Source organism: Rugamonas apoptosis, from assembly GCF_014042355.1.
Classification (GTDB): Bacteria; Pseudomonadota; Gammaproteobacteria; order Burkholderiales; family Burkholderiaceae_D; genus Rugamonas; species Rugamonas apoptosis.
Map to the genome: position 1 here is coordinate 125,927 of NZ_JACEZU010000011.1, position 26,431 is coordinate 152,357.

The window sequence follows — 26,431 nt, forward strand, 5'->3', positions numbered from 1 at the left end:
TCAGGTGCCGCCGCCGCCGGCCCGGGTGGCCACCACCGACGCATGCGCCGAGACGGACGCCGTCTGCGCCACCGCCACCGTTGCCTGCGTGGCGAGCGCGGGCGTGGATGGTGGGGATGCGGACGGTGTAGCGGCACTGGCCGCCTTGCGCTGCGCCGCCTCGAAATCCGCGTAACCTTTCTGCACCAGTTCGTACGTCTTGTCCACGTTGCCGGCGATATCGCCGTTCAAGACCTGCAAGCCGGTCAGGATGTCGCGTGCCTCCTTGAAGCCCTGCTCCATCCCACCCTTGATGGTGTCCATGAAATTGCTCAGCATCTGGTCCGGGTCTTCGCCCGCATGCTGCTGCTGGTAGGCGCCATAGAACGCGGTCGACAGCGACACGATGCGGCCCGCCGTCCCCTCCGGTGAGTTATCCTGCGACATGGCGTTCTGGATCGCGTTGTCGCCGAACTGGCCGCGCAAGGCTTCGTTAATTCCGGTCAGGGCCGACTTGAGCAGCAGCGCCAGCGGTTCGTCCTGGGCGCCGATCGACACCGTCAGCGAGGCCTGCACGATGGAAGCGTTCAACTGCGCCTTGGCCTGGGCGGCTGGCGCCGGTCCGGCCGCGGCCGTCTGCTGGCTGGCCGCCACGCCCACCGGGGCGGTCGGCGCGGCCACATTGGCGTTGACGGAAACGTGATTTGACATGATGGCGCTCCTTGCTCCAGCATACTGGACAATTCAACCAGGCACGTGGCCAGCGGCATACCGCCAGCCCCGGAGCAGGCCCATCTTGTGCGGCGCCGCTGGAGCGTGCGCAGACTTGAGCTGGCCTCCCACTTATACTATCGGCCCGCGGCCAGAAAACTGCAGTATTTTTTGACAATTCTATGACTTCCCACACTTTCCTCTGGCACGACTATGAAACCTTCGGCGCCCAGGCGCGCCGCGACCGTCCCGCCCAGTTCGCCGCCATCCGCACCGATGCCGACCTGAACGAGATCGGCGAGCCGATCATGCTGTACTGCAAGCCGGCCAACGACTTCCTGCCCGACCCGCAATCGTGCCTGATCACCGGCATCACGCCGCAACAGTGCCTGGAATGGGGCGTGCCGGAACACCAGTTCGCGGCCACCATCGAACAGGCGTTCTCCAAGCCGGGCACGGTGGGCGTGGGCTACAACACCATCCGTTTCGACGACGAGATCACCCGCTTCATGTTCTGGCGCAACCTGATCGACCCGTACGCGCGCGAGTGGCAGCACCAGTGCGGCCGCTGGGACTTGCTGGACGTGGTGCGCATGACCTATGCGCTGCGCCCGGAAGGCATCGCATGGCCGACGCGCGAGGACGGCAAGCCCAGTTTCCGTCTGGAACACCTGGCCGCTGCCAACGGCTTGCTGCACGAGTCCGCGCACGATGCGCTGTCGGACGTACGCGCCACCATCGCGCTGGCGCGCCTGATCAAGCAAAAACAGCCCAAACTGTTCGACTTCTGCTTCGCGCTGCACAAGAAGGACCGCGTGGCCGACGAGATCGGCATGCACCTGGCGCCCGCATTGCGCGCGCCGTTCCTGCATGTGTCGGGCATGTTCCCGGCCGAGCGCGGCTGCCTGGGCGTGGTGTGGCCGCTGGGCGTGCATCCGACCAACAAGAACGAAGTGATCGTGTGGGATTGCAGCCATGACCCGCGCGAGCTGGCCACGCTGGACGCGGACACGATACGGCTGCGCCTGTTCAGCAAGGCCGACGCGCTGCCGGAAGGCATGACACGGCTGCCCATCAAGAGCATCCACCTGAACAAATCGCCGATGTTGGTGTCCAACTTCAAGACGCTGTCGCCGGCCATGGCCACGCGCTGGGGGATCGATGTGGAACAGTGCCGCGCCAACGCGGCGCTGGCGGCGGCCATGCCCGACATGGCGGCCACCTGGGCCGAAGTATTCCACCGGCCCGGCGCACCGGCGCTGGATGTGGATGAGGATCTGTACAACGGCTTCGTGGGCACGGGCGACCGCCGCCTGCTCGAATCGCTGCGCAAGGAAAACCCCGCCAAACTGGCCACGCTGTCGCCCGTGTTCGACGATGCGCGGCTGGCCGAACTGCTGTTCCGCTACCGCGCCCGCAACTTCCCGGAGACGCTGTCGGCGGCAGAAATGGAGCACTGGGAACAGCACCGCGCGGCCCGCCTGTTCGACGGTGAAGCAGGCGCGCGCACGGTGGATCAGTTATTCAGCGAGATCGACCAGCTGCAGGAAACGGCCGACGAGCGCGGCGAGCAGATCCTGGGCGAATTGTATGACTACGCCGAGATGGTGGCGCCGGCGCGCTGCTGATGCCATGCCGGCCTGAGCGGCCGGGCCCGCGGCGCGCGTCCTGGCTGCCGCGGGGAAAGCGGTCCGGCCAGTCCGGCTGAACCGGCGCGCCGCGCCGGTGCCGCTTAGCCTGCGCGATACTGGTTGATGGCGTCGCGCGTGTCGAGCGCCACGCGGCGGGCGGCGGCGGCAAAATCCTCACCAGCCTGCTGCGGCGCGTAAATGATGGCGCGCGAGGAATTGATCATCATGCCGGCGCCGCTGGCCGTCTTGCCCGAACGCACGGTGGCCGCGATATCGCCGCCCTGGGCGCCGATGCCCGGCACCAGCAAGGGCATGTCGCCGACGATGGCGCGCACCTGCGCCAGCTCTTCCGGGAACGTGGCCCCCACCACCAGCGCGCACTGGCCATTGCTGTTCCACTTCTCCGCCACCAGCCGCGCCACGTGCTGGTACAAGGGCTTGCCGTCCACTTTCAGGAATTGCAGGTCCGAGCCGCCCGGATTGGACGTGCGGCACAGGATGATGACGCCGCGCTCGCTCCACTCCATGTAGGGCTCGACCGAGTCCGAACCCATGTAGGGATTGACGGTGACGGCGTCCGCGCCGTAGCGGTCGAATGCTTCGCGCGCGTACTGGCGCGCCGTGGCGCCGATGTCGCCGCGCTTGGCGTCCAGGATCAGCGGGATATGGGGATAGTTGGCGCGCGCGTAGGCGCAGATCTGTTCCAGCTGCTGCTCCGCGCCCAGCGCCGCGAAGTAGGCGATCTGCGGCTTGAACGAGCAGGCCAGGTCGGCGGTGGCGTCGATGATTTCGCGGCAGAACTGGTAAATACCGTCCGGCGCGGACTGGAACTGGGCCGGCAGCTTGGCCATGTCGGGGTCCAGGCCCACGCACAGCAGGGAGTCGTTGGCCGTCCAGGCGGCGGATAATTTATTGATGAAATTCACGACGGTGCCCTTTATTCGATTGCAAACCCTCAATTGTAACGCGGCCACCCGCGCGCCGCGCGAAAACGGTCGCCACGGTGGAGTAAAATCCGCTACACCCTCCCCTCTTGGGCGCCACAAGCGCCCGCAACCTTCAGCATGGAAGCGAACCCAATGAAACTGACAAACAAAGTCGCGATTGTGACCGGCGCCACCCAAGGCATAGGCCTGGCGTGCGCCCAACGCCTGGTGGCCGACGGCGCCAAGGTGATGCTGGTCGACATCAAGCCGGACGGCGCGCAAGCGGCCGCAGCGCTGGGCGCTCAGGCCCGCTTCTTCGCCGCCGACGTCAGCCAGAAGGCCGACGTGGACGCGCTGGTGGCCGCCACCCTGGCCGCGTTTGGCCAGATCGACATCCTGATCAACAACGCCGGCGTGACCCACGCCGCCGACTTCCTCAACCTGGCCGAGGAGGATTTCGACCGCGTGCTGCGCATCAACCTGAAATCCATGTTCCTGTGCGGCCAGGCCGTGGCGCGCGAAATGGTCAAGCGCAACAGCGGTTGCATCATCAATATGTCCAGCGTCAATTCCGAACTGGCCATCCCCAACCAGGTGCCGTATGTCGTCTCCAAGGGCGGCATCAACCAGCTGACCAAGGTGATGGCGCTCAACCTGGCCCCGCATGGCGTGCGCGTGAACGGCATCGGTCCCGGCACTATTTTGACGGAACTGGCCAAGAAAGCCGTGCTGGGCAGCCCGGAAGCGCGCCACACCATCCTGTCGCGCACCCCCATGGGCCGCTGCGGCGAGCCGGAGGAAGTGGCCTCGATCGCCGCCTTCCTGGCCAGCGATGACGCCAGCTATATGACGGGGCAGACCCTGTTCGTGGATGGCGGCCGCCTGGCGCTGAACTACACCGTTCCCGTCAAGGATTGAGTATTTCCGATGAGATATAACCCAAAAGCATGACAGGTATCTGAAACCACAATTAGACATATATAACGCAGCGCAGCATAATTACACCTGTCTCCACTATTCTCCTCCAAGAAAATAGTTTTAAGCCCGCTTTCATCAGCGGGCTTTTTTTTGCTTGTGACAAGCGCAATGTTGCGCCCTGTCATGCCCGCGTCACATTGCCCTCCTATACTGGCCACATCTGCAATACATGCCCCCGATACGCATGATTGCAGCCAGGTGCGCCGGACCGGTTCCGGCGCGCCACCTCGAATTACACCTCTCTTGGCCCACATGGGTTTTTTGAGCCCGCTTTGAACAGCGGGCTTTTTTTTCATGCGGGACGTGGTATTGTTCGCATCATTTTTTCCATACCCTGCCCATGCCCGCCCTGCTGCATCAGATATTCCTGACCGATGTCCACGCGCGTTTGCGCTACTGGAGCGCCATCGTGCTCTACCTGATGATCCTGGTGCTGGGCTCGATCCCGGGCGCCCGCAGCGATATCGGTGAAGTGGCGTCCGGCGTGGTGCTGCATTCCTGCGCCTACGCCGGCCTGACCTTCCTGCTATTTACGGGTGGCACGGGCGGCGCCGCCCTGCGGGCAGCCAAGGCCGTGCTCACCATCGCCCTGATGGGCGCGCTCGACGAATACGTGCAGAGCTTTTTCCCCTACCGTCACGGCGCCGTGTCGGACTGGCTGGTCGATTGCACGTCCGCCATGGTGACCGCCAGCCTGATGTGGCTGCTGTGGCGCTGCCGCAAGGCGCCACTGGCGCGCTGAGACGGGCGCGCGCGTCAGCGGTCTTCCACACCACCGCGCAAGGTGTCGGGCGCGCCGGGCACGCCGCCTGTATCGCGCGCCAGTTCCATGCCTATCTTGCGTAGCAGCGTACGCGCCTGCTGCCGGCTGCTGTGGCCGGCCTGTAATGACGTGGCACGCGCCACGTCACGGCGCATGTCCCGCAATTGCTCCGACTTGGCCAACCGCACCAGCCCATGCAAGGCGTGCGCGAACACATGCCGCTGACGAACATCCGCCGGATCGCTATATGTGGCGTCAATTAATTCCTCGATAATGTTATCTGTCGCGCGTGTCAACATTTGGCTGTCCTGTAAATGGCTACCCTTCAATTATTGCGCGTCTGCGGCGGCGTCCTTTGCGCTGAATCAAATCTTTCGCTAAAGGAATGAAAGTGATTGCCGGACAATTAATTTGCCGTAGATACAAGCTGGCAGCACTGGGGTTTGATACCGCTCAATACGCGCCATTGCGCACCGAACGAATACCGACGTGAGCACTCTTACCTTGGCGGCCCATCGCAATGGCGGGCTTGCCTTGCCACCCCGGCACCATCGGGCGCCGACACCCCACAAGGAGAAGAGCATGAACAACACTTTATCAATACGCTGGATGGGCGCATTGTGCGTACTGCTGGCCGCGTGCAGCACGGACAGCAATCGCATGAGCTCGACGGACAGCAGCAGCATGCAGGATCGCAGCACGAGCAGCAGTTATGACAACCCCAGCAGTACAAGCAGCACCAGCACGACGGGCAGCATGAACAACAGCAGCAACACGGCCGGCACCAGCAGCACCACCACCACCACGACGGTAGCGCAGACCTCCTACGGCGTGGTGCAAGCCATCGACCAGGTGATGCGCCAGGATGTGGGCGTAGGCGCCGTAGGCGCCGCGGCAGCAGGTGGCACTGTGGGCTCGCCAACGGACAAGGTGTATCGCGTCAAGCTGAAACTGGACGATGGCACCGAGCAGTCGATCGTGCTGGACACGATGCCCACTTACCGGGTAGGCGACCGGGTTCGCTACAGTAACGGCACCGTGCAGCGCTACTGATCGCGCCCGGTGCGGCCGTACGCGTTGCTGGCGCGGCGGGCATGACCGGTTCGAGCCTGACTGTCCGCTAGTACAGCTGCTCGATGGTGTAACCACGCTGTTTGAGCAATTGCGGCAGTCCGTTCTCGCCAGCCAGATGCAGCAGGCCCACGCCCACAAAGGCGACCTGGTCCTGCTGCAGGATGCGCTCGATGGCGCTGGCCATTTCGGGATTGCGCTTGCCCAGCAAGGTAGTCTGCATGAAGGTGGCGTTGACGGACGAACCGGCCGTAAAGGCGTGCAATGCGGCGTCGATGCGCGGCGAGTCGGCCGCGCGCCAGGCTTCGATCAGGTCGCGCGAACGCTTGAGCGCGTTGCCATCTTCCAGATCCGCCAGGTTTTCGCGCAAGTACTGTTCCTGCTGCGCGGCGTCGAGCGCGTCGAACATGGCCAGCTGGTAGTCGGCGCTTTCCAGTTCGCGCACCGTCTTGTCTTGCCGCTTGGCCGCCGCCAGCAACACGTACTCGGCGGCGCCGCTGCGCCGGTAGCCGTTGCGGTCCAGTTCCAGGCCTTGCAGCAGGTTGCCAATCAGCCAGGGCTTGTAGCGTTCGACGTCGCGCAGCGGAATGCCGGCGCGCGCCAGTGCCTGCACCAGCTGGCGCAAGGTGGCCGGCGACACGTGATGGACGATGCTGTCGCCGTCCCCATACATGCCGTGCTTGCCCAGGGCCGTCTGGAACGCGTCGTTGGAGCGGATGTCGAGTTCGACCACAACGCTGCTGGCATCGGCCAGCGCGCGCGCCGCTTCCGGCGCCATCAACGTATCGTCGCCCTGGCCGACATGGATGGTGCCGTACAGGTAACCGGTGCGCCCTTCATGGCTGACCCGGTATAGCGCGCCGTGGCGCGGTGACGCCGCCGCGGCCGCAATGGCGACGCCATCGGTCGGCAAGCTTTCGACCGCCCGCGCGGGACCCGCGCAGAACAGGATCAGTACGGCTGGCAGCACGTACGGCAGGATAGACAAACGCATGCGTTCCCCTTGCCGGACCGGGGACGATGCGGCGGCTGGACCATCAACATTGACGAGGAAGAAAGTGTGCCCAGAACGGGCATCACCGTTGCCTATGGTAAATCAGAGCCTGTTTACTGGCAGCATTTATTTGACGAGCTAATAGAAAAAAACGGGACTGTCCATGACGACGCAAGCCCGCCTGCTATTGGTAGCGGGCTACGATGCGTGCCACGTCCCCATCTTTGACGAGATGGGTGATGGCTTGATTGATGGCCGCCACGCCGACCTGCCCCTGTGGCGAGACGGCGCATTGCGTCATGTACGCTTTGACCAGCAGCGGTGGATAGACGGACAGCCGCTGGCTCGTCTTCTGGTGATAGTCCAGCGTGCTTTGCTGGGTAACGACGTGGTGCAATCGCCCCGCAGCCAGCTTGCGCAGATTGGCGGAACTGGATGGGCCATCCTCGCGCACGAAACCGGGGCCCAGCGCACGCTCCAGTTCCGGGTGGAAGTAACCAAGCACGGTGGCGATGGTTTGCCCCTTCAAGTCGGCCAGCGTGGCGGGACGGGGCACTGCGGTGTCCGTCACCACCACCTCGCGTAGCGGGAAGAACGGCTGGCTCCAGTGGAAATTACCCGGCAGCCAGGGCGGTATGTACATGCAGATCAGGTCGGCCTTGCCCTGTTCCAGCGCCAATCCGATGCGCTTGCGGGGCAGGCCCAGGAATACGGCTTGCCGGCCCAGGCGGGCAGCCAGCGCCACACCGATGTCGCGGTGCAAGCCATCGACCAACTGGTTGCCGTGGAACGCGGCCATCGGCATTTCCGTGCCCGTGTCCACCAGTACCACCAAGGATGGCGGCGCGTCCGCCTTGCCCGGCGCGGCCACAGCGCCAGTCGTAGCCGACGGCGACGCCGCCGACGCAGCAGCAGCAGCAGCAGCCAGCATAAAGCCCGTCAGCCAGATGTGCACCGGCCGGCCCGTCGCCCCAGTGCCCGCATCCGCGCCAGCCCTTCCTCCGCATCCTGTGTTGTGTTGTCCACCCATGCGTGAATTATATGCGTTGTTGCATGCCAGAATTTCAATCCCGGATCAAACCGGGGCACGCTCAGCAACAATCGGCGGGCGCCGGTAGAATGGCCGGCTACCGACTACCGGAGTCCGCCGTGACCACGACGCACGCCCCGCAACAAGACATCGCCCCCGCCATGGTGTGGCTGCTGGCCATCGCCACCGGCCTGATCGTGGCCAACCTGTATTACGCGCAAACCCTGGTCGGCCCCATCAGCCGCGACACCGGCCTGACGCCCGGCGCGGCCGGTCTGATCGTCACGCTGACCCAGATCGGCTATTGCCTGGGCCTGCTGTTCATCGTGCCGCTGGGCGACTTGCTGGAAAACCGGCGCCTGATCGTCACCGCCCTGTTCACCAGCGCGGCCGCCCTGCTGGCCGCGTCCGTGGCCGGCAGCGCCCCCGTGTTCCTCAGTGCCGCGCTGTGCATCGGCCTGGGGTCGGTGGCGGCCCAGGTGCTGGTGCCGTTCGCGGCCCACCTGGCGCTGCCCGAAACGCGCGGCCAGACGGTGGGCAAGGTCATGAGCGGCCTGTTGCTGGGCATCATGCTGGCCCGGCCCGTGGCCAGCCTGGTGGCCGGCGCGCTGGGCTGGCACGCCATCTTCATCATCTCGGCCGTGGGCACGGCCGCGCTGGCGCTGCTGCTGCGGCGGCGCCTGCCGGTGCGCCAGCCGGTGGCCACGCTGCGTTATCCGGCGCTGCTGGGCTCGATGTGGCATCTGCTGAAAACCACGCCCATCCTGCGCCGCCGCGCCGCCTACCAGGCTTGCATGTTCGGCGCCTTCAGCCTGTTCTGGACCACCGTGCCGCTGGTGCTGATGGGCCCCTGGTTCCACCTGGACCAGACCGGCGTGGCGCTGTTCGCGCTGGCCGGCGTGGCCGGCGCCATCGCCTCGCCCATCGGCGGCGGCCTGGCCGACCGCGGCCACAGCCGCCCCACCACGGCGCTGGCGCTGGGCCTGGGCGCGCTGGCGTTCGCGGCGCCGCTGCTGGTGCACGCGGGCCGCGTGGCCGAGCTGGCCTTGCTGGTGGCCGCCTCCATCGTGCTCGACATGGGCGTCGCGGCCAGCCTGGTGGTGGGCCAGCGCGCCATCTTCGCGCTCGGTGCGGATATCCGCAGCCGCTTGAACGGGCTGTACATGGCGCTGTTCTTCATGGGCGGCGCGGCCGGTTCGTCGTTGGGAGGATGGATGTTCGCCCACCATGGCTGGCAGGGCGTGCTGATGACGGGGCTGGCCTTTCCCGGCCTGGCGCTGTGCGTATTCGCGACGGAATACCTGGCGCCGAAAGCGCGGCAACAGCCGGCCTGAGCCTGAGCCTGAGCTTGAGCTTGAGCTTGAGCTTGAGCTTGAGCTTGAGCTTGAGCTTGAGCTTGAGCTTGAGCTTGAGCTTGAGCTGGTAGCGTGGTCCGGCGCCAGTGCGGGTCGGGGCAGGAAGCTAAAGTCAGGCCAGTGGCGTCAGGTCGGGCTCAGTGGGGGCAGGTCAGTCGGGCCGGGTCAGTGCGACCACAGCCGCACCTGGCCTTGCAGCGACACATTGCCGTTGATGTTCAGGCTGCCCAGGTTGCCCGTGACGGGCGCCAGCGGGTCGGTCTGCACGCTGAGCGACTCGAAGCCGAAATTGGAATAGCGTACGTAGCCGGGCAAGCCGATGGTGATGGTGTCGCCGCCGCCATCGCTGCGCTGCTGCACGCCCAGGCTGACGGCCCACATGTCGATGCTGCCGCGCAGGTTCTTGATCACCAGGTAGCGGTTCTGGCCGTCGCCATTGAAGCCCAGCGACAAGCGGCTGTCGGCCACCGCGCCCACCAGCGAGGGATCGTTGAGCACGATGTGGGCCGCGAAGCTGATGCCGTCACCGCCCGTCACGTTCGACATCTCGGCGTCTTCCAGCGGACGCAGGCCGCCGGCCAGGGCTTGGGTGCAGCCGGCCAGCGCCAGCAAGGTGAACCATAAACGTTTCATCGGTCAGCGCCTGAATTTGATGTCGAGATACTGGATCTGCATCGAGCCGATGCGCGAGGAACCCAGGTCCACCGTGGGCTGGTTGGGGCTGGTGAAGGAAATATTGTCGACTACCAGGCCGCCGGCCGGCGCCGTGCCGTTGCCATAGCGGCTGTCGGGCCAGTCGATGCCGATGTGCAGGCGCGGTCCCGTCTCATCCGTCAAGGCGTTGATCACGCCGGGCTGGGCCGCCACGGCCGCGATGGTCCACGGCGTGTTGTTGAAGGCGCCGTTGGCATCCACGCCGCCGATATGGATGCCGCTCAGCGTCATCTGCTCGGTGGCGTCGGTACGCCCGCGCGGGCGCAGGGCCAGCTGGCCCACGTCCATGCGCAGCGCCGCGCCGAAGGCGATGCCATCGTTCACTTGTGGCGTGGTGAACTGCAGGCCACCACCGTACATCACCATGTCCGTCACCACCACGCTGCCGGCGTTGCGGGCGATACCGTCGGCCGTCACACCCCAGTCATAGGCGAACTGCCAGCGCTGGTCGGCGTTGGCATTGATGGGGAAACGCAGGTCAATCACGTCAGCCAGGCCGGGCGCGCCATTGACGATGTCGAGCCGGTAAGGATCGGAATACGGCAGCGGATTGTCGCTGCGCGCGGCGCTGAATTTTTCCACCCACAGGCTGCGCCCGTCGGGCGACGTGTAGGTGACGCGGGCGTCGCCGCCCATCGAGAAACCGTTCAGGTCGAAGCTCACGCCATCGCCGCCGCGCACGGCGGACAGGGCGTTGTCGGTCAGCGGCTGCATGGCGCCGGCGTGTTGCCAGCACAGCAGGCCGAGCATGGGGAACAGGTAGCGGGCGGGCGTCATGTCAGCGCACCTTGGGCAGGTTGGGCGGCGTCACGCCGTTGGTGCTGATGGCTTGCAGCTTGTCGCGCCAGTTCAGCCAGATACCGGCCTGGGCCGCGTCGGGCAACTGGCTGGTGCCGGATGGGGCCTGGAATTGCACGCCCGTCTTCAATACGGAAATCCAGAAGTCGCGGCTGGGGCCGCTGGCGTCGCCGGCCGTCACGCCGCCCAGGTTGGCCAGCGACAAGCAAGGCGCGGTGCAGGCGCCGTCCCAGCGCTTGCCGGCGCCGGCCGTATCGGTATGGCTGTCGAGCGTGATGGCGCTGCCGTCGGCCGCCTGGCCCTGCACCAGCATGGAGCCGGACAAGGTGCTCAGCTTCAGGCCCACGTCGCCGCTGATGGCGTCGAAACCGAAGCGCATGCCGACCACTTCGCGCGCGGCGTTGTCGCCCGCGTTGCGATAGACGAATTCAAAATAGGGATTGCTGATGTGCACCAGGCGCTGGGCCTCGGTGCCGTCGCTGCGGCCGAACTGCAGCAGCGACATGTCGATGTCGGCGCCGGTGCCGTTGCGGGCCGCGTAGTTGTACTCGCCCAGGCGCAGGTTCTTGAAATTGGCGCTCAGGGTAATGTCCGCATCCAGCGCCACCTTGGTGAAATCGAAGCCGCCATAGCTGCTGTTGCTCATGGCCATCAGGCCCTGGGCGTGCGTGGCCGACAGCTCATCTTCGCTCAGCGGCCGCATCTGGGCCGTCGCCAGTTGCGCCGTCAGGCCGGCCGTCAGCAGCACAGCCGCGCGGCACAGGCGGGCGCGCAAGCCCGGCTGGAAGGGGGACGATTTCAGCATCGGTTCGATCGTACAGTGGAGGGACACGCCGTGTCCGGACTGGATGAACAGGATGCCGGCGCCTGGGCTCCGGCATCTTGCAATGTGACGGCCGCGGGCGCGGCCGTTGGATCAGCGGGCTGGAACGATTAGTGCGCCCAGATCCACACTTGGGTACCGCGCAGGTCGACCTGGTTCATGGCGACCGAACCGAACGAAGCGGCGTTGTTGCCCATCTTGATGGCGTCAACCGAGATGTTGAGCAGCTTGCCGGCGCCCACTTGCACGTCGGCTGGGATAGCGATCTGCACCACGTCGCCGCCCGATACTGGGTTGTAGAAGGTGCCTGGGTTGGTCACACCAGCGGCGCCGGCGGCGGCCAGGAACGAGTTTTTCGACAGGATGTCGATGCTGGCAGCGATCAGGCCCTTCACTTTGATGCCGTTGAAGCTCACGGAACCACCACCCATGCCGTTGGCGTCGAGTGCGTCGGTGTCGGTGTAGACGAACGAATCCATCTTGATGTTCAGGTTGGCGGCGATCGACACGCCATCTTGACCGCTAACAGCGCTCAGTTCGGTATCTTGGATCGGGGTCATGGCCGATGCGGACAGGGCCAGGGTTGCCAGAGCGGCTGCGACTGCGGTTTTAACGATTTGCATTTGGAAGTCTCCGATTGTAGTTTTGATTTGTGCTTATAGTTGTGGTGTTGCGGGCGGCGCCGTGGCGGCGCCGCCGTACTGCCTTGCCGTCAGACCGTGCCGGATCAAGCCGGTCCGGTCAGGGACGGATTAGTGTGCCCAGATCCACACTTGGGTACCGCGCAGGTCGACCTGGTTCATGGCGACCGAACCGAACGAAGCGGCGTTGTTGCCCATCTTGATGGCGTCAACCGAGATGTTGAGCAGCTTGCCAGCGCCCACTTGCACGTCGGCTGGGATAGCGATCTGCACCACGTCGCCGCCCGATACTGGGTTGTAGAAGGTGCCTGGGTTGGTCACACCAGCGGCGCCGGCGGCGGCCAGGAACGAGTTTTTCGACAGGATGTCGATGCTGGCAGCGATCAGGCCCTTCACTTTGATGCCGTTGAAGCTCACGGAACCACCACCCATGCCGTTGGCGTCGAGTGCGTCGGTGTCGGTGTAGACGAACGAATCCATCTTGATGTTCAGGTTGGCGGCGATCGACACGCCATCTTGACCGCTAACAGCGCTCAGTTCGGTATCTTGGATCGGGGTCATGGCCGATGCGGACAGGGCCAGGGTTGCCAGAGCGGCTGCGACTGCGGTTTTAACGATTTGCATTTGTGATCTCCGAAAAGTAGTTTTGGTTTTACTTATGATTTTGGTTTTGCCGGCGGCGCCGGGCGGGCGCCGCCGTACTGGGTATCCGTCAGACCGGCGTGGAGTAAGCCGCGCCGGTCAGTGGCGGATTAGTGTGCCCAGATCCACACTTGGGTACCGCGCAGGTCAACCTGGTTCATGGCGACCGAACCGAACGAAGCGGCGTTGTTGCCCATCTTGATGGCGTCAACCGAGATGTTCAGCAGTTTGCCGGCGGCCACTTGCACGTCGGCTGGGATGGCGATCTGCACCACGTCGCCGCCCGATGCTGGGTTGTAGAAGGTGCCAGGGTTGGTCACACCAGCGGCGCCAGCGGCTGCCAGGAAGGAGTTTTTCGACAGGATGTCGATGCTGGCGGCGATCAGGCCTTGGACCTTGATGCCGTTGAAGCTCACGGAACCGCCACCCATGCCGTTGGCGTCGAGCGCGTCGGTGTCGGTGTAGACGAAGGAATCCATCTTGATGTTCAGGTTGGCGGCGATCGACACGCCGTCTTGACCGCTGACGGTGCTCAGCTCGGTATCTTGGATCGGGGTCATGGCCGATGCGGACAGGGCCAGGGTTGCCAGAGCGGCTGCGACTGCGGTTTTGATGATCTGCATTTGGTGGTCTCCGAAAGTTTGATTTTAATTAAGAGGTATTTCTTTTTTTTTAAGGTTGCAGGTCCATGTTAGGCACTGCCGCCGGGTCCGTCCAGCTTGCTGCGCTGACTTTGCAGGCCAACAAAACGGCCTGGGAAGCCAGCGCAGAATGGGCTGGATTAGTGGGCCCAGATCCACACTTGGGTGCCGCGCAGGTCGACCTGGTTCATGGCGACCGAGCCGTAGGAAGCGGCGTTGTTGCCCATCTTGATGGCGTCAACCGAGATGTTCAGCAGTTTGCCGGCGGCCACTTGCACGTCGGCTGGGATGGCGATCTGCACCACGTCGCCGCCCGATGCTGGGTTGTAGAAGGTGCCTGGGTTGGTCACACCAGCGGCGCCAGCGGCTGCCAGGAAGGAGTTCTTCGACAGGATGTCGATGCTGGCGGCGATCAGGCCTTGGACCTTGATGCCGTTGAAGCTGACCGAACCGCCACCCATGCCGTTGGCGTCGAGCGCGTCGGTGTCGGTGTAGACGAAGGAATCCATCTTGATGTTCAGGTTGGCGGCGATCGACACGCCGTCTTGACCGCTAACAGCGCTCAGTTCGGTATCCTGGATGGGGGTCATGGCCGATGCGGACAGGGCCAGGGTTGCCAGGGCTGCTGCGACTGCGGTTTTGATCAATTGCATGTTGTTCTCCAAGATTAAGTTATTTAAAAATATTTAGTGTTCTTGTCATGACCACCAGGCCCATGACCCCGGATAAGGGATCACTGTGCGGAAATTGCCGCCTGTCTACCGCAATCTCCAACTGCGATGCAGCGGGCGGGATCGCCATGAACTCTTAATATTTAAATATTAATTAAATTTATGATATTGGCCGGTCTTGGCCCCGGTCTACTGTGTCGCACTGACTTGCAAAGCCAACCGCTTGACCTCGCGAGCCACCCAGAGGGGAGAGGGTGTTGTGGCGCTGTTGCTTCAGATAGCATAAGTATTCGCGCGCATGTTAGAAGTTACTTTCTAAAAAAACAGATGCCGATCCCGTCCAAAAATGCGTTAATAAGTTACAAAAATACAAAGAACAGTTGTTGCCTTAATAAAGCACGATCGTTCTAATCGAGATAACTTGGAGAAACGATGGAAGCAGTCATGGGACTCGGGGAAGCGCCTGCCCCCTCGCCGCGCACGCGGCTGATCTGGTTCGTTACCCGCTAGGGGCGTCCCATGTTGATGATTCTGTTGGGTGTGGTCGCCGCCCTGATCGGTGGCGCCGGTGCCATGTCGCGCCACGAACCGCTGGACCGTCCCAAAGGCCAGCTGGAAATGCCGCAAGCCCTGCTGGGCGGCGGCCATTACAACCAGAGCCTGGATGTGGAACCCTATTCCGAGCTCAAGTACCACAACATCGTGCACCAGGCATACGACTTCAGCTGCGGCTCGGCCGCACTGGTGACGCTGCTCACCTATCACCTGGGCTTGAACGTGACGGAACAGCAAGCCATGGAAGGCATGCTGGAAAAAGGCGAGAAGGAAAAGATCATCGAGCGGCGCGGCTTCTCGCTGCTCGACATGAAACGCTACGTGGCCTCGCTGGGCGCCTCCGGCGCCGGCTACCGGGCCGAGATCGCCGACCTGCTGACCCTGACGGAACCGGGGATCGTGCCGATCGACTTCGGCACCAAGCACTTCGTGGTGCTGCGCGGCATCCGCAAGGACGTGGTCTATATCGCCGACCCGTCGCGCGGCAACCTGGTGTTTTCGTTGGACGAGTTCGCCAAGCTGTGGGACAAGAACGCGCTGTTCATCATCAGCCCCGGCAAAGGCCACACGGCGGCCGGCAAGCTGGCCCTGACGGACAAGGAACTGGGCCTGCTCGACATGGACCAGGTCACCAACCGCGGGCGCCTCGACGCGCTCAACAACTCCGCCCACCTGCTGGAACGGGCCGTCAATTCGGGCGCCGCCGGCACCTGGATGCACCGCCAGTAACGGCATAGCAAGCCTGCTTATCTATCTGCCCCAACTTTCGCCAGAGGATTGTTCATGACTTCACGCATCACGCCATTCGCCCGTCCCGCCCTCGCCGGCGCCATCGCGTCCGCCCTGCTGCTGGCCATGCCAGCGCAGGCCCAGCAAACGCCGCCGGCCGACGCCGCCACCAAGCCGGCCGACGCGGCCGCCGTGCGTGAGGCGCTGGCCAAGAAAGAAGGCGAAGGCGACCAAAGCACGCTGCTGAAGGAAACCCTGACCTCGGTCGACAAGCAATACACCCTGATCCGCAAGAGCCAGTTCCAGTTCAGCTACGACCTCACCTACGCCTACATCGGCCAGGAAAAGATCGTCACCGACCTGGCCGGCGGCGGCGTGTCGCTGTTCAGCATCGAAAACACCAGCTCGCACACCATCACCAATACCTTCTCGGCCGACTACGGCTTGCGCGACAACTTGACGGGCAACGTCACGCTGCCGGTGCTGTCGCGTTATTCCGACAGCGGCTCGGCCAGCGGCGTGTCCAACTCGCTGGGCGACATTTCGCTGGGCGGGCGCTTCCAGCCGATCGAGGCCAAGCGCGACGCGCCCGGCGTGACCCTGACCGGCAGCGTGCGCCTGCCCACCGGCCGCAGCCCGTTCAAGATCATCGCCGGCAGCGGCCAGGCCACCGGCAGCGGCGTGACGGCCTTCTCGGCCGGCCTGAACCTGAACCGCATCGTCGACCCGGTCGCGCTGTTCGGTTCGCTCAACGCCACTGTCAGCCTGCCGGCCGCCCATTTGTATCAGGTCAACGGCACCCGCATCCTGACCAAGGTGCAACCGGGCGCCTCGGTGGGCTTCGGCATGGGCTTCGCGTACGCATTGTCGTACGACATATCCACCACCCTGTCGTTCCAGGAAGCGATCTCGGCCGGTTCCAAGCTGCACTTCGCCGACGGCCTGGTGGCCAAGACCACCATGCAGACCTCGGCCATCCTCAACATGGGCCTCGGTTACAAGGTCTCGCCCAAGACCACCGTCAACCTGTCGGTGGGCTTCGGCTTGACGGCCGACTCGCCCAACCTCACGGTGGGCATGAACTTGCCGCTGTCGTTCTAAATGGCAGCGCGTACCACGCTCCGGCCGTTGCGGCGGCTGGCCCTGGCCACCGCCGTGGCGGCGGCCTGCGCGCCGGCCGCGCACGCGGCGCTGACGGAGAACCTGACCACCAACGTCACGGCCATGGCGCTGGGCAACGCCGTCACGGCCGACCCGCCCGGCATCGGTTCGATCCACTTCAACCCGGCCGGACTGGCCCGGCTGGAAGGCGACAGCGAATCGATCCACAACTGGGTCGCCTCGATCCGCACCAGCGCCAGCTTCCACCAGCCGGCCGGCTTCGATGTCGGCGGCTGGACCGAGGATCCCTTGAACGGCAAGAGCACCGGCCCGGTGCGCCAGATGACCTATGTGCCCGGCTACGGCAAGCCCGGCTGGCGTCTGCCGGCCGTGGTGGTGCCCGGCGTGGGCATGGCCTGGAACAAGAAGGGCTCGCCGTGGACCTTCGCCACCGACAGCTATATGGCAGCCGCCATGAGCCTGGACCGCACCACCCAGAACGACGACCCCGGCCAATACCAGGGCCGCCAGTTCCAGCTGCAGCGCCTGGTCTACCTGTCGCCCTCGGTGGGCTACAAGTATTCCGACACGCTGCGCTTCGGCCTGGCCGTGCCGATCGCCCACGAGGCGCTCGTGATCGACACCAATATGCGCTTCCCCAATGAACTGCTGGGCGTGTTCGGCAAGCTGCAGCAGGGCTGGTGTCCCGAGAACGGCGGCAACATCATCGACACCTTCGGCTTCGGCGTGTGCGGCGGCGGCAAGGATGGCATGGTCAGCCCGTTCAAGAAGGCGGCCAACGCCCACATGGAACTGACGGCGCCGGTCGACCCCACACTCAACCTGGGTGTGCTGTGGGAACCCAAGCCGTGGTTCGCGCTGGGCGCCGTCTACCAGGGCGGTTCCAAGACCCACTACACGGGCACCTACCAGTTCTCGGCCGATCCCATGCTGCGCAATTTCGTGCAAGGCTTGAACTCGAGCCTGTTGGGGCCGATCGCCGGCGCCGTGCTCGGTTTCCCGTCGGCTATCCCGGCCATCCAGAAGGGTAATCTGTCGGCCACCATTCCCTTCCCCTACCATGTGCAGGTGGGCATCAAGCTGCGCCCGGTGCAAATGGTGCAGCTGAACGTGGACGCCAGCTATGCCAATTGGAACGAATGGAATGTGTTGACGTTCCAGTTCGACCAGAGCATCAAGCTGCTGGAAGTGGCGCGGCTGTACGGCATTCCCGATTCGAGCAAGCTGACCATGCCGCGCGATTACAAGAGCCTGGTCAATTTCGCGTACGGTTTGCAACTGTTCCCGACCAACCGGCTGACGCTGCGTTTCGGCTATGAACCACGCAAGTCGTCGATTCCATCGAACAAGATCGACTTGCTGGCGCCGCTGCCCAACACCAAGCTGCTGAGCGCGGGGCTGAACTTCAAGATCAACCCAAAGACCGACATCAGCGTGACGGGTTCCTACATGACGGGCAAGTTCAACAACCCGGCCAACTCGTCCTGCAATATGAACTGCAACACTTTCCTGAACATCATCTACAACCCGTACGCCGGGCTCGATGTGCAGGGTGACATCCACGTGCGCTACATGGGCGTGGAACTGAACCGGCGCTTCTAAGGCCGCGCAACACTGCTATTTTTTAGGAGACACCAGATGCCATTGACCAAAACCACCATCGCCGCCCTGATCCTGTGTGGCGCCAGCCTGGGCGCGCAAGCGGCCACCGCCGCGCCGGCTCCGGCCGCCGCCGCCGTGCCGGCCGCCGCCATCAGCCCGGCCAAGCAGGAATTGATCGACAAGATTTTGAAACTGTGGAATATCGACAGCATCGGCCAGTCCATGCTGCAAGCGCCCGTGGCCGACGCCGTGCAACAGGCGCGCGCCATGCTGCAAGGCCGTGCCTCGGTGGAGAAGCGCGACGCGGCCATGACCGACATCGTGGCCGAGGCCCGCAAGTTCATGGACGAAGCCACGCCCATCACGCGCGCCAGCGCCGACAAGCTGATCCCCACCACGGTGGCGCCCATCCTGGCCGAACGCTTCAACGAGGAAGAATTGCGGCAGCTGGTGACCATCCTCGAATCGCCCGTCAAGAAGAAATTCGAGGCGCTGGTGCCGGAAATGCAGCGCAAGCTGGGGGAAGGCGTGGCCACCGACAGCCGTCCCGTGATCGACGCCAAGATGAAAGGTTTGACGGAAAAGATCGGCATGCGCCTGCGTGCCGCCGTCACGCCCTGAGCCGCTGATGCCGCGCCCCCGCATCATCGTCTAGCTGTTTCCGGCCATGTTTTTTTCAGTGGTGACACACAGGAGGTTCAACTTGTCCACGTACACTGCCCCCCTCTCGGCCCGCGCGCCATCCACTTCACTGGAGGTGACGCCATGACCTACTCTTCCGCCCTGCACCTGGTGCGCGGGGTCAAGTCGCGCCTGGCCCAGTCCGGCGTCGAGGCGGACGCCCTGTTCGCCGAGGCCGGCCTGAACGAAGGCGACGGCCTCGCTTGCGACGCGCTGACCTTGTCCGACAAGCTTAGCCACCTGTGGGAATTGCTGGTGGAAAAATCCGGCGATCCCTTGCTGGGTTTGAAAGTATCGACCCCGCACCGGCTCGGCTGGCTGGGCGTGATGGGCCACATCATGCTCGTTTCGCCCACCGTGCAAAGCACCATCGAGCGCTGCCACGGCCACACCCGGGTCGGCCTGGTGCTGCCCGGCGCCCGCCGCGACGTGCCCCAGCAACGCTACGACTTCGTCTGGTGCGTGCTGCTGCGCACCTTGCGCTGCGCGGCCGGACGCGACGACGCCACCCCGGTGGTGGTGGAATACGCGTTCCCGCAGCCGGCCAACGCCCACGTCTATGAAGAGACATTCGGCTGCCCCGTCAAGTTCGGCATGCCGCACAACGTGATGGAATTTTCCGACGCCGACCTGGTGATGGCGCTGCCGCCCAACCCGCCGCTGCAGGATGGCGGCGGCCAGCGCGTGCTGGCCAGCCTGGCGCGCGCCGAGCCGCCCACCTTCTCGGCCAAGGTGCAAGGCTTGCTGGCCACGCTGCTGCCCAAGGGTCCGCCGCACCGCGACGACGTGGCGGCCCAGTTGATGATGAGCGAACGCACCTTGCAGCGCCGGCTGGCCGAGGAAGGCACCAGCTTCACGACGCTGGTGGACGACACCCGGCGCGAACTGGCGCGCCAGTCGCTGAGCGCGGGCGAACTGTCGCTCAAGATGTTGAGTTTCCAGCTGGGCTTTTCCGAGCCCAGCGCGTTCTACCGGGCTTGCAAGCGCTGGTTCGGCATGGCGCCGTCCGACATCGTGCACCTGGCCCACCAGCCGGGAACGCAGGTGCCGGCCATGTTGCCGCCGCTGCGCGAGACGGCCTGAAGGGAAGCGCGGGGCCGCGCCGCGGCATTTTGATCCACTCTAACCACGACGAAGGGGAGTACGCCATGGGATGGCTGTCCACCAATCACCACAAATCAATGTTCGGTCAGCTGCTGGTCAAAAAGAAGCTGATTACGCAGGAACAGCTGGACCGCGCTATCGAACACCAGCGCAAGACGGGCCAGCGCCTCGGTGACATTTTCGCCGAGTGGGACATCATCACCCATGAGCACATCAACGACATTCTGCGCACCCAGCGCAACCTGCGGATGGCGGCGGCCATCGCCACCTCGCTGCTGGCGCCGCTGGAAACCTACGCGGCCGAAGTGCTGCCCACGCTGGCCGTGACCACCCCCGTCACCCTGCGCAAGGAGCAATCGGGCCTGCAGATGCTGACCGAGGATGAGTTGAGCGACACGGCGGCACAGGGCTTGAGCGAAGACCTGGTGGCCCAGGTGAAGGGCTCGGTCAAGGCCAACGGACTGGAGATCCTGGGCGACATGGCCAAGATCGTCAATCCCGTGCTCGGTTTCCTGGAGTCGGACGTGACCATGAAAAACGTGCTGTACGATCCAACCAAGGCGGCCGCCACCATCAACAAGGATGGCTCGCTCACGCTCAGCCTGCCCACCTCGATCGGTGAGATGAACTTCAACAACATCCGCATCCGCGGCTCGGACGGCCCCAGCTTCGGCAGCATCGCCATCAAGGGCATCGACTTGACGGGCACCGTGATCTCGCTGTCGTTCCACCACTAAGCCAGCGCAAAAAAAAATCAGGGCCGGACAATGCGAATTGTCCGGCCCTGATGATGTTGGGGGCGCCCCTTTTCTCTTGAGCGCGCCCCCTTGCTTACTTGGCGGCGCGTGCCTTGCCGAACGCGTCACCGGCGCGCCAGGCAGGCATCTTGGGCGCGTTGGCCACCAGCCGGCCCAGGTTCAAGGTGAACTGGGCTTGCTGGGTCATGCCCGACAGATCCCAGCTGGGGTCGTATTCGTCCGTCACCTGATGGTAGCGCGCCTGGTAAGCCTCCACCTTGGCCGTGGAACCGGCCGGGTCGTGGATGAATTCGCGGCCCGACTCGATCGAGAACGCCGGCACGCCGGCCTTGGCGAAGTTGATGTGGTCGCTGCGGAAGTAACCGCCGATCAGGTCCGGTTCCGTCACGGCGATGTGCATGCCCATGCCCTTGGCGGCGGCCGCCGCCAGCTTGCCCAGTTCCGTGCGCTCGCTGCCCTGGGCGCCGATGTCGCGCGTCTGGCCGACGAAGTTCAGGCTATCCAGGTTCAGGTTGGCGGCCGTCCTGGCCAGTGGCCACAGCGGCGCTGCCGCATAGGCCGCGCTGCCCAGCAGGCCCTGCTCCTCGGCCGCCACCCACAGGAACATCTGGCTGCGCTTGGCCGGCGCCTGCACGGCCGCCTTGGCCATGGCCAGCAACGCGGCCGAACCGGAGGCGTTATCGACGGCGCCGTTGAAGATGGTATCGCCGCTGTCGCCGTGCTTGCCCAGGTGGTCCCAGTGGGCGCTGTAGATCACCACTTCGTCCTTGAGCCTGGGATCGGTGCCCGGCACCACGCCGGCGATGTTGAACTGTTCGACCTTGCGCACGGCCGCCTTCATTTCGCCATCCAGCGTGGCGTTCAGGGGCACCGGCTGGAAATCCTTGCGCTCGGCGGCGGCGCGCAGCTGGTCCAGATCCTGGCCGGCCGCCTTGAACAGGGCACGCGCGCTGGCGTCCGTCATCCAGCCTTGCAGCGCGTTGCCGGTGGTCTTGTCGGCCAGCTGGAAGCGCTCCACGCCGGCCCAGCTGTGCTGCACCACGCTCCAGCCGTAGGTGGCGCTGGCGTCCGTGTGGATCAGCAGTACCCCGGCCGCGCCGTGGCGCCTGGCTTCCTCGAACTTGTAGTTCCAGCGGCCGTAATAGGTCAGGCCCTTGCCGGCGAAGCGGTCCGGTTGTTCGGCCGTGGGCTGTGGGTCGTTCACCATCATCACCAGCAGCTTGCCTTTGACGTCCTGGCCCTTGTAGTCGTCCCAGTCCTCCTCCGGCGCCGTGGCGCCATAGCCGACGAACACCAGCGGCGCGTTGAACGCGTGCGTGTCCTGGGCGTCGCCTGGCGCCCACACCCAGTCCTGGCCGTAAGTGAACGCCAGTGGCTGGCCGCCGGCCGTCAGGTGCATCGAACTCTGGTCCGGCAGGCCCACCACGCCGGCGATCTTGACGGACTGGCGGTAGCTGGCGCCGTTGGCCGGCTTCAGGCCAGCCGCCAGGGCCTGGGTTTCCAGGTAGGTCACGGTGAGGTCGGCGCCGCGCTGGCCGGTGCCGCGGCCTTCGAGCACGTCATTGGAGAGGAACGCGAGGTGGGCGCGCAACGGGGCTTCCTGCACCCGCGGCGCGCTTGTGGCGCTGCCTGCGTGGGCGGGAAATGCCAGCGCCAGGCCGAGGGCCAGGGCGGTGGCGGCGAACGATGTTGTCATTTTCTGCATGAGATCCTGTGGGGGTATGAAAGGATAAGTGCGAACGATAAATGCGGTCTGGGTGTGCCGCGCGCACATTGTAAGGCAACTGGCCGCGCCCGTTATCGCGCGGCGCGATGCCGGTGCACGCGCCAGGCGCTAAAATTGCGGTATGACAGATTCCGCATCCTCTTATGTCGGCCGCTTCGCGCCCTCGCCCACCGGCCCGCTGCACCTCGGTTCACTGGTGGCCGCCATGGCCAGCTACCTGGACGCGCGCGCTCACGGCGGCCAGTGGCTGGTCCGCATCGAAGACGTGGACGGCGACCGCAACGTGGTCGGCGCCGACCACCACATCCTCGCCTCGCTGCAACGCTGCGGCATGCAATGGGACGGCGAAGTGACGTGGCAAAGCCAGCGCACGGCCCTCTATGAAGCGGCGTTGCGCCAGCTGGAGGCGGCCGGCGCCGTCTATCCCTGCGGCTGCTCGCGCAAGGAAATCGCGGATTCCCAACTGAGCCTGAGCGGCAAACAGGCGCAGGCCAATATCTATCCCGGCACCTGCCGCCACGGCCTCGCCGCCGGCAAGACGGCGCGCGCGCTGCGCCTCAAGGTGCCGCAATCTCCCCACTGCGTGATCGGCTTCCAGGACCGCTGGGCCGGTTACGTGAGCCAGGACCTGACGGATGAAGTGGGCGACTTCGTCATCAAGCGTGCCGACGGCTTCTGGGCTTACCAGCTGGCCGTCGTCGTGGATGACGGCGCGCAGCACATCACCGACATCGTGCGCGGCGCCGATCTGCTCGACTCCACACCGCGCCAGATCTATTTGCAACAGCTGCTGGGCCTGCCACAGCCGCGTTACCTGCACGTGCCCGTGGTCGTCAACGAGGTGGGAGAAAAACTGTCCAAGCAAACGGGCGCACAAGCGTTCGACACGGGCGCCGCGCCGGAACAACTGCTGCGCGAGGCGATGCTGCCGGCGGCCCGCTACCTTGGCCTTGACGTGCGGGCCGACTCGCTGGACGCGTTCTGGCGCGCCGCCGTGCCGGCCTGGCGCCAGTTGCGCCATCCTGCCTGACGCGGCGCGCGCGACCGGTTCGGGCGATTTCATCTACACTGCATTACCTCCCCGCATCCGAAAGCATGATGGAAGTCGAACTGAAACTGCTGCTCGATCCGGCCGACAACGGCAAACTGGTCCAGCATCCGCTGCTGGCCGCGCACGCGCGCGCGCGCCAGCGCAAGGCGCGCCTCACGGCCCGCTATTTCGACACGCCTGAACTGCACCTGCTGCGCCATGGCGCCGGCCTGCGCGTGCGCCAGGTGGACGGACAGTGGATACAGACCATGAAGGCAGGCGGCAGTGTGCAGGGTGGCCTGCACGCGCGGCTGGAATGGGAAGGCCCGGTGCCGGACGACCAGCCCAACCTGGGCAAGCTGCGCAAACTGCTCGGCGACGACCAGCACTGGCTGGCCGTGCTGGACGCGCCCAAGCTCAAGCAGCAACTGGCGCCCCTGTTCTCGGTCGAGGTGGCGCGCAGTACGTGGGAACTGGATTACGACGGCAGTGTGATCGAACTGGTGCTCGACGAGGGCCGTATCAATCGCCAAGGGCGGCACCTGCCCATCAACGAGATCGAACTGGAACTCAAGGCCGGCCATCCGGCCAGCCTGTTCGCATTCGCGCTGGCTTTGCTGGACAGCCTGCCGCTCCAGGTCAGCAACGTCAACAAGGCGGAACGTGGCTACGCGCTGTGCATGGACCAGCCGCTGGCCGCCGTCAAGGCCACGCCGTTCACGCTGGAGCGCGACGCCACCACCAACCAGGCGCTGCAAGCCGTGCTGGCCAACTGCCTGCGCCACATGCAGGATAACGAAGCGGCCGTGATCCACGGCCACGACAGCGAAAGCCTGCACCAGCTGCGCGTGGGCGCACGGCGGCTGCGCTCCGCCCTGCGGCTATTCGACGCCTGCGCGCCCTGCCCGGCCGCGCTGCTGGCCGACCTCGCGTGGCTGGGCACGGAGCTGGGCGCCGCCCGCGACTGGGACGTGCTGGCCACCGTCACGCTGCCCCGCGCCCAGGACGACGCGGTGGACCTGGCGCCCTTGCGCGAGCAGGTGATCGACGAAGCGCGCACCCACCGCCGCGCCGCCGCGCATGCCTTGCAATCGCCCCGCTACGCGCGCCTGATGCTGGGACTGAACCTGTGGCTGCAGCGTTTACAACTGGCCGCCGCCACCGCGCCCGCGCGCCACAACCCGCTGGCCGCTGGTGCCGCCACGTTCGCGCGCCGCACCTTGCGCAAGCTGCACCGTCAGCTGCTGCGCCGCGCCGCCATCGCGCGCAAGGCGATCCATGCGGATGGCATTGCCGGCGCCGGCTTGCCAGCGACGTCCAGCGCCGGTCCCCCCACGAATGGAACAGGCAGTAAAAGCGCGCGCGCCAACGACGCGCGTGATGCGGCCACCCGCGCCGTACACCGGCTGCGCATCGCCGGCAAGCGCTGCCGCTATGGTGTGGAATTTTTCGCGCCACTGCTGCGGCAAGGCGCCACGCGGCGCTATTTGGAACAGCTATCGGCCCTGCAGGAACAACTGGGACGCGACAACGACCTGGTGGTGGCCGACCGCTTGCTGCTGCAATGCCAGCAAGATGCCACCACGCCGCACGACACGCTGCCTTACGTGCGCGGCTACCTGCGCGCATTGCACGCGCAGGATGCTTCGGTTTTGCATGCGGCCTGTGGGGCCGTGCGCGACCACGCGCTGCCCAAGCTGTCCTAAGCTGTCCCAGGCCGCCCCAAACTGTCACTAGCCATCCGCCTCGACGATCCCGCTCCGTCCTACTCGGCCGCCGCCGCGCCGTCCGCGCGCGGCTTGCGCCGCCGGCCTGATTGCTTGTACGCGCCTTCCAGTTCGCGTTCCACCAGCTCCTGCCCGTGCTCGATCACGTAGTCCTGGAACGCCGCCGCCACTTTCGGGATCGGCTGGTCCGTCAAGTGCATCACATGCCAGTCCGCCTCCACCGGATGTTCCTGCATCGGCAAAATGGCCAGCAGGCCGGCCTCGAACTCCAGCCCGCAGGCGTGGACCGACAAAAAGCCTATCCCCAGCCCGGCCGACACCATGCGCTTGATCGCCTCGTTGCTCGACACTTCGGAACCGAAATTGAGCGGGTGGCCGGCCTCGCGGAATAAGCGCTCGATGGCCGTGCGCGTGCCTGAACCCCGTTCGCGCACCAGCAGGTTGGCCGCCATCACGTCGTTCAGGGTGAGCTTTTTTTTCTTCATCAGCTGGTGGCCGGGACTGGCCACGAAAGCCATCGGGTGGCGTGCGAAGCGGGCCGCGTTGGTGCGCAGTTCGCGCGGCGGCGTGCCCATGATGGCCAGGTCGATTTCATGCCGCGCCAGCATGTTGACGATCTCGGCCCGGTTACCCACCTGGAGCTTCAGCCGCACGTCGGGCCGCTCCATGGTGAAAGGCACCAAGAGCGGCGGCAGCAAGTGCTCGGCCGTCGTCACGGCGCCGATGCGCAGTGTACCGCTGGTCACGCCGCGCAGCGCCGCCAGTTCGTCGGCAGCCTGCTCCCACAGCCGCAGGATGCGTTCGGAGAACTCCAGCATCACCTCGCCGGCCGCCGTCAACTGGATGTTGCGGCCCACCTTGCGCGTCAACGCGATGCCGCAGATATCCTCCAGTGTGCGTAATTGCAACGAAATGGCGGGCTGCGTCACATGCAGCGCGTCGGCCGCGCGCGACACGCTTTCATGCCGCGCCACGAGGGTGAGCGCCTCCAACTGGCGAAAACTGGCGTGATGCATAAGCTTTTCCTTA

27 protein-coding genes are annotated in these 26,431 nt (G+C 65.1%); 13 read left to right on the top strand and 14 right to left on the bottom strand.

The annotated features are described in order from the left end of the window. Positions 1 to 690 carry a DUF5610 domain-containing protein gene (locus tag H3H39_RS20925; RefSeq protein WP_182156165.1) on the bottom strand — a complete coding sequence of 230 codons (690 nt, stop codon included), beginning with the start codon at positions 688 to 690 and terminating at the stop codon, positions 1 to 3. Positions 691 to 872: 182 nt separating this feature from the next. Here H3H39_RS20925 and sbcB point away from each other — a divergent pair, with 182 nt between their 5' ends. Next, positions 873 to 2,318, top strand: a complete 1,446-nt coding sequence (sbcB, locus tag H3H39_RS20930; protein ID WP_182156167.1) for an exodeoxyribonuclease I — start codon at positions 873 to 875, stop codon at positions 2,316 to 2,318. 104 nt (positions 2,319 to 2,422) lie between these two features. Here sbcB and pyrF read toward each other — a convergent pair whose 3' ends face one another. Beyond that, positions 2,423 to 3,247 carry an orotidine-5'-phosphate decarboxylase gene (gene pyrF / locus H3H39_RS20935; RefSeq protein WP_182156169.1) on the bottom strand — a complete coding sequence of 275 codons (825 nt, stop codon included), beginning with the start codon at positions 3,245 to 3,247 and terminating at the stop codon, positions 2,423 to 2,425. Between the two features lie 153 nt (positions 3,248 to 3,400). Here pyrF and H3H39_RS20940 point away from each other — a divergent pair, with 153 nt between their 5' ends. Continuing rightward, a complete protein-coding gene (locus H3H39_RS20940) occupies positions 3,401 to 4,165 on the top strand; it encodes an SDR family NAD(P)-dependent oxidoreductase (RefSeq protein ID WP_182156171.1) in 765 nt (254 codons plus the stop codon). A 400-nt stretch (positions 4,166 to 4,565) separates the two neighbouring features. Beyond that, positions 4,566 to 4,967, top strand: a complete 402-nt coding sequence (locus H3H39_RS20945) for a VanZ family protein (RefSeq protein WP_182156173.1) — start codon at positions 4,566 to 4,568, stop codon at positions 4,965 to 4,967. A 14-nt stretch (positions 4,968 to 4,981) separates the two neighbouring features. Here H3H39_RS20945 and H3H39_RS20950 read toward each other — a convergent pair whose 3' ends face one another. Then, entirely contained in the window at positions 4,982 to 5,287 is a 306-nt protein-coding gene (locus tag H3H39_RS20950; RefSeq protein ID WP_182156175.1) for a hypothetical protein, read from the bottom strand. A 283-nt stretch (positions 5,288 to 5,570) separates the two neighbouring features. Between H3H39_RS20950 and H3H39_RS20955 the strand changes: the two genes are divergently transcribed. Continuing rightward, positions 5,571 to 6,041: a hypothetical protein gene (locus tag H3H39_RS20955; RefSeq protein WP_182156177.1), complete on the top strand. Its 471-nt coding sequence runs from the start codon at positions 5,571 to 5,573 to the stop codon at positions 6,039 to 6,041. Positions 6,042 to 6,108: 67 nt separating this feature from the next. Here the strand turns inward: H3H39_RS20955 and H3H39_RS20960 are convergent, their stop codons facing one another. Next, a complete protein-coding gene (locus H3H39_RS20960) occupies positions 6,109 to 7,053 on the bottom strand; it encodes a TraB/GumN family protein (RefSeq protein ID WP_182156179.1) in 945 nt (314 codons plus the stop codon). Between the two features lie 184 nt (positions 7,054 to 7,237). Continuing rightward, on the bottom strand, positions 7,238 to 8,008 hold the full coding sequence (locus H3H39_RS20965; protein WP_182156181.1) for a substrate-binding periplasmic protein: 771 nt from the start codon (positions 8,006 to 8,008) through the stop codon (positions 7,238 to 7,240). 236 nt (positions 8,009 to 8,244) lie between these two features. Here H3H39_RS20965 and H3H39_RS20970 point away from each other — a divergent pair, with 236 nt between their 5' ends. Continuing rightward, positions 8,245 to 9,417, top strand: coding sequence for an MFS transporter (locus H3H39_RS20970; protein WP_182156348.1), 1,173 nt, complete (start codon positions 8,245 to 8,247; stop codon positions 9,415 to 9,417). A gap of 186 nt (positions 9,418 to 9,603) precedes the next feature. Here the strand turns inward: H3H39_RS20970 and H3H39_RS20975 are convergent, their stop codons facing one another. The 7 genes from H3H39_RS20975 to H3H39_RS21005 all read right to left on the bottom strand — a co-directional run bounded on the left by H3H39_RS20975 (position 9,604) and on the right by H3H39_RS21005 (position 14,350). Then, entirely contained in the window at positions 9,604 to 10,071 is a 468-nt protein-coding gene (locus H3H39_RS20975; RefSeq protein WP_229218165.1) for a hypothetical protein, read from the bottom strand. A 3-nt stretch (positions 10,072 to 10,074) separates the two neighbouring features. Continuing rightward, entirely contained in the window at positions 10,075 to 10,929 is an 855-nt protein-coding gene (locus H3H39_RS20980; RefSeq protein ID WP_182156183.1) for a hypothetical protein, read from the bottom strand. 1 nt (position 10,930) lies between these two features. Further along, entirely contained in the window at positions 10,931 to 11,755 is an 825-nt protein-coding gene (locus tag H3H39_RS20985; protein ID WP_182156185.1) for a hypothetical protein, read from the bottom strand. Between the two features lie 128 nt (positions 11,756 to 11,883). Then, positions 11,884 to 12,396, bottom strand: a complete 513-nt coding sequence (locus tag H3H39_RS20990) for a DUF6160 family protein (protein ID WP_182156187.1) — start codon at positions 12,394 to 12,396, stop codon at positions 11,884 to 11,886. 129 nt (positions 12,397 to 12,525) lie between these two features. Next, a complete protein-coding gene (locus H3H39_RS20995) occupies positions 12,526 to 13,038 on the bottom strand; it encodes a DUF6160 family protein (RefSeq protein ID WP_182156187.1) in 513 nt (170 codons plus the stop codon). Between the two features lie 128 nt (positions 13,039 to 13,166). Continuing rightward, positions 13,167 to 13,679, bottom strand: coding sequence for a DUF6160 family protein (locus tag H3H39_RS21000; protein WP_182156188.1), 513 nt, complete (start codon positions 13,677 to 13,679; stop codon positions 13,167 to 13,169). 158 nt (positions 13,680 to 13,837) lie between these two features. Further along, a complete protein-coding gene (locus tag H3H39_RS21005) occupies positions 13,838 to 14,350 on the bottom strand; it encodes a DUF6160 family protein (protein ID WP_182156190.1) in 513 nt (170 codons plus the stop codon). A 537-nt stretch (positions 14,351 to 14,887) separates the two neighbouring features. Between H3H39_RS21005 and H3H39_RS21010 the strand changes: the two genes are divergently transcribed. The 6 genes from H3H39_RS21010 (at position 14,888) to H3H39_RS21035 (ending at position 20,898) form a co-directional block, all read left to right on the top strand. Next, positions 14,888 to 15,652: a C39 family peptidase gene (locus H3H39_RS21010; RefSeq protein WP_182156192.1), complete on the top strand. Its 765-nt coding sequence runs from the start codon at positions 14,888 to 14,890 to the stop codon at positions 15,650 to 15,652. A gap of 54 nt (positions 15,653 to 15,706) precedes the next feature. Beyond that, a complete protein-coding gene (locus H3H39_RS21015; RefSeq protein ID WP_182156194.1) occupies positions 15,707 to 16,753 on the top strand; it encodes a transporter in 1,047 nt (348 codons plus the stop codon). After that, a complete protein-coding gene (locus tag H3H39_RS21020; RefSeq protein WP_182156196.1) occupies positions 16,754 to 18,376 on the top strand; it encodes an OmpP1/FadL family transporter in 1,623 nt (540 codons plus the stop codon). Positions 18,377 to 18,412: 36 nt separating this feature from the next. Then, positions 18,413 to 18,997 carry a DUF2059 domain-containing protein gene (locus tag H3H39_RS21025; RefSeq protein WP_229218166.1) on the top strand — a complete coding sequence of 195 codons (585 nt, stop codon included), beginning with the start codon at positions 18,413 to 18,415 and terminating at the stop codon, positions 18,995 to 18,997. A gap of 144 nt (positions 18,998 to 19,141) precedes the next feature. After that, a complete protein-coding gene (locus H3H39_RS21030; RefSeq protein ID WP_182156198.1) occupies positions 19,142 to 20,140 on the top strand; it encodes an AraC family transcriptional regulator in 999 nt (332 codons plus the stop codon). Between the two features lie 65 nt (positions 20,141 to 20,205). Further along, positions 20,206 to 20,898 carry a cyclic di-GMP-binding domain-containing protein, MshE-related gene (locus tag H3H39_RS21035; protein ID WP_182156200.1) on the top strand — a complete coding sequence of 231 codons (693 nt, stop codon included), beginning with the start codon at positions 20,206 to 20,208 and terminating at the stop codon, positions 20,896 to 20,898. Positions 20,899 to 20,992: 94 nt separating this feature from the next. Here H3H39_RS21035 and H3H39_RS21040 read toward each other — a convergent pair whose 3' ends face one another. Next, positions 20,993 to 22,624 (bottom strand): M28 family peptidase, encoded by a 1,632-nt coding sequence (locus H3H39_RS21040; protein WP_182156202.1) that lies wholly within the window; start codon positions 22,622 to 22,624, stop codon positions 20,993 to 20,995. Between the two features lie 142 nt (positions 22,625 to 22,766). Between H3H39_RS21040 and gluQRS the strand changes: the two genes are divergently transcribed. After that, positions 22,767 to 23,675 carry a tRNA glutamyl-Q(34) synthetase GluQRS gene (gene gluQRS, locus H3H39_RS21045; protein ID WP_182156204.1) on the top strand — a complete coding sequence of 303 codons (909 nt, stop codon included), beginning with the start codon at positions 22,767 to 22,769 and terminating at the stop codon, positions 23,673 to 23,675. A 65-nt stretch (positions 23,676 to 23,740) separates the two neighbouring features. After that, the gene (locus H3H39_RS21050) at positions 23,741 to 25,381 is read left to right on the top strand and encodes a CYTH and CHAD domain-containing protein (protein ID WP_182156206.1); all 1,641 of its coding nucleotides are present in this window, start codon (positions 23,741 to 23,743) and stop codon (positions 25,379 to 25,381) included. A gap of 59 nt (positions 25,382 to 25,440) precedes the next feature. Here the strand turns inward: H3H39_RS21050 and H3H39_RS21055 are convergent, their stop codons facing one another. Continuing rightward, positions 25,441 to 26,418: a LysR substrate-binding domain-containing protein gene (locus tag H3H39_RS21055; protein WP_182156208.1), complete on the bottom strand. Its 978-nt coding sequence runs from the start codon at positions 26,416 to 26,418 to the stop codon at positions 25,441 to 25,443. Between the last annotated feature and the right edge of the window lie 13 nt (positions 26,419 to 26,431).

What these genes read in the sequence shown, in the direction of transcription:
- H3H39_RS20925 (WP_182156165.1), bottom strand. Translation starts at nt 690, where the DNA reads ATGTCAAATCACGTTTCCGTCAACGCCAATGTGGCCGCGCCGACCGCC.
- sbcB (WP_182156167.1), top strand. Translation starts at nt 873, where the DNA reads ATGACTTCCCACACTTTCCTCTGGCACGACTATGAAACCTTCGGCGCC.
- H3H39_RS20940 (WP_182156171.1), top strand. Translation starts at nt 3,401, where the DNA reads ATGAAACTGACAAACAAAGTCGCGATTGTGACCGGCGCCACCCAAGGC.
- H3H39_RS20945 (WP_182156173.1), top strand. Translation starts at nt 4,566, where the DNA reads ATGCCCGCCCTGCTGCATCAGATATTCCTGACCGATGTCCACGCGCGT.
- H3H39_RS20950 (WP_182156175.1), bottom strand. Translation starts at nt 5,287, where the DNA reads ATGTTGACACGCGCGACAGATAACATTATCGAGGAATTAATTGACGCC.
- H3H39_RS20955 (WP_182156177.1), top strand. Translation starts at nt 5,571, where the DNA reads ATGAACAACACTTTATCAATACGCTGGATGGGCGCATTGTGCGTACTG.
- H3H39_RS20960 (WP_182156179.1), bottom strand. Translation starts at nt 7,053, where the DNA reads ATGCGTTTGTCTATCCTGCCGTACGTGCTGCCAGCCGTACTGATCCTG.
- H3H39_RS20970 (WP_182156348.1), top strand. Translation starts at nt 8,245, where the DNA reads ATGGTGTGGCTGCTGGCCATCGCCACCGGCCTGATCGTGGCCAACCTG.
- H3H39_RS20975 (WP_229218165.1), bottom strand. Translation starts at nt 10,071, where the DNA reads ATGAAACGTTTATGGTTCACCTTGCTGGCGCTGGCCGGCTGCACCCAA.
- H3H39_RS20980 (WP_182156183.1), bottom strand. Translation starts at nt 10,929, where the DNA reads ATGACGCCCGCCCGCTACCTGTTCCCCATGCTCGGCCTGCTGTGCTGG.
- H3H39_RS20985 (WP_182156185.1), bottom strand. Translation starts at nt 11,755, where the DNA reads ATGCTGAAATCGTCCCCCTTCCAGCCGGGCTTGCGCGCCCGCCTGTGC.
- H3H39_RS20990 (WP_182156187.1), bottom strand. Translation starts at nt 12,396, where the DNA reads ATGCAAATCGTTAAAACCGCAGTCGCAGCCGCTCTGGCAACCCTGGCC.
- H3H39_RS20995 (WP_182156187.1), bottom strand. Translation starts at nt 13,038, where the DNA reads ATGCAAATCGTTAAAACCGCAGTCGCAGCCGCTCTGGCAACCCTGGCC.
- H3H39_RS21000 (WP_182156188.1), bottom strand. Translation starts at nt 13,679, where the DNA reads ATGCAGATCATCAAAACCGCAGTCGCAGCCGCTCTGGCAACCCTGGCC.
- H3H39_RS21005 (WP_182156190.1), bottom strand. Translation starts at nt 14,350, where the DNA reads ATGCAATTGATCAAAACCGCAGTCGCAGCAGCCCTGGCAACCCTGGCC.
- H3H39_RS21010 (WP_182156192.1), top strand. Translation starts at nt 14,888, where the DNA reads ATGTTGATGATTCTGTTGGGTGTGGTCGCCGCCCTGATCGGTGGCGCC.
- H3H39_RS21015 (WP_182156194.1), top strand. Translation starts at nt 15,707, where the DNA reads ATGACTTCACGCATCACGCCATTCGCCCGTCCCGCCCTCGCCGGCGCC.
- H3H39_RS21020 (WP_182156196.1), top strand. Translation starts at nt 16,754, where the DNA reads ATGGCAGCGCGTACCACGCTCCGGCCGTTGCGGCGGCTGGCCCTGGCC.
- H3H39_RS21025 (WP_229218166.1), top strand. Translation starts at nt 18,413, where the DNA reads ATGCCATTGACCAAAACCACCATCGCCGCCCTGATCCTGTGTGGCGCC.
- H3H39_RS21030 (WP_182156198.1), top strand. Translation starts at nt 19,142, where the DNA reads ATGACCTACTCTTCCGCCCTGCACCTGGTGCGCGGGGTCAAGTCGCGC.
- H3H39_RS21035 (WP_182156200.1), top strand. Translation starts at nt 20,206, where the DNA reads ATGGGATGGCTGTCCACCAATCACCACAAATCAATGTTCGGTCAGCTG.
- H3H39_RS21040 (WP_182156202.1), bottom strand. Translation starts at nt 22,624, where the DNA reads ATGCAGAAAATGACAACATCGTTCGCCGCCACCGCCCTGGCCCTCGGC.
- gluQRS (WP_182156204.1), top strand. Translation starts at nt 22,767, where the DNA reads ATGACAGATTCCGCATCCTCTTATGTCGGCCGCTTCGCGCCCTCGCCC.
- H3H39_RS21050 (WP_182156206.1), top strand. Translation starts at nt 23,741, where the DNA reads ATGATGGAAGTCGAACTGAAACTGCTGCTCGATCCGGCCGACAACGGC.
- H3H39_RS21055 (WP_182156208.1), bottom strand. Translation starts at nt 26,418, where the DNA reads ATGCATCACGCCAGTTTTCGCCAGTTGGAGGCGCTCACCCTCGTGGCG.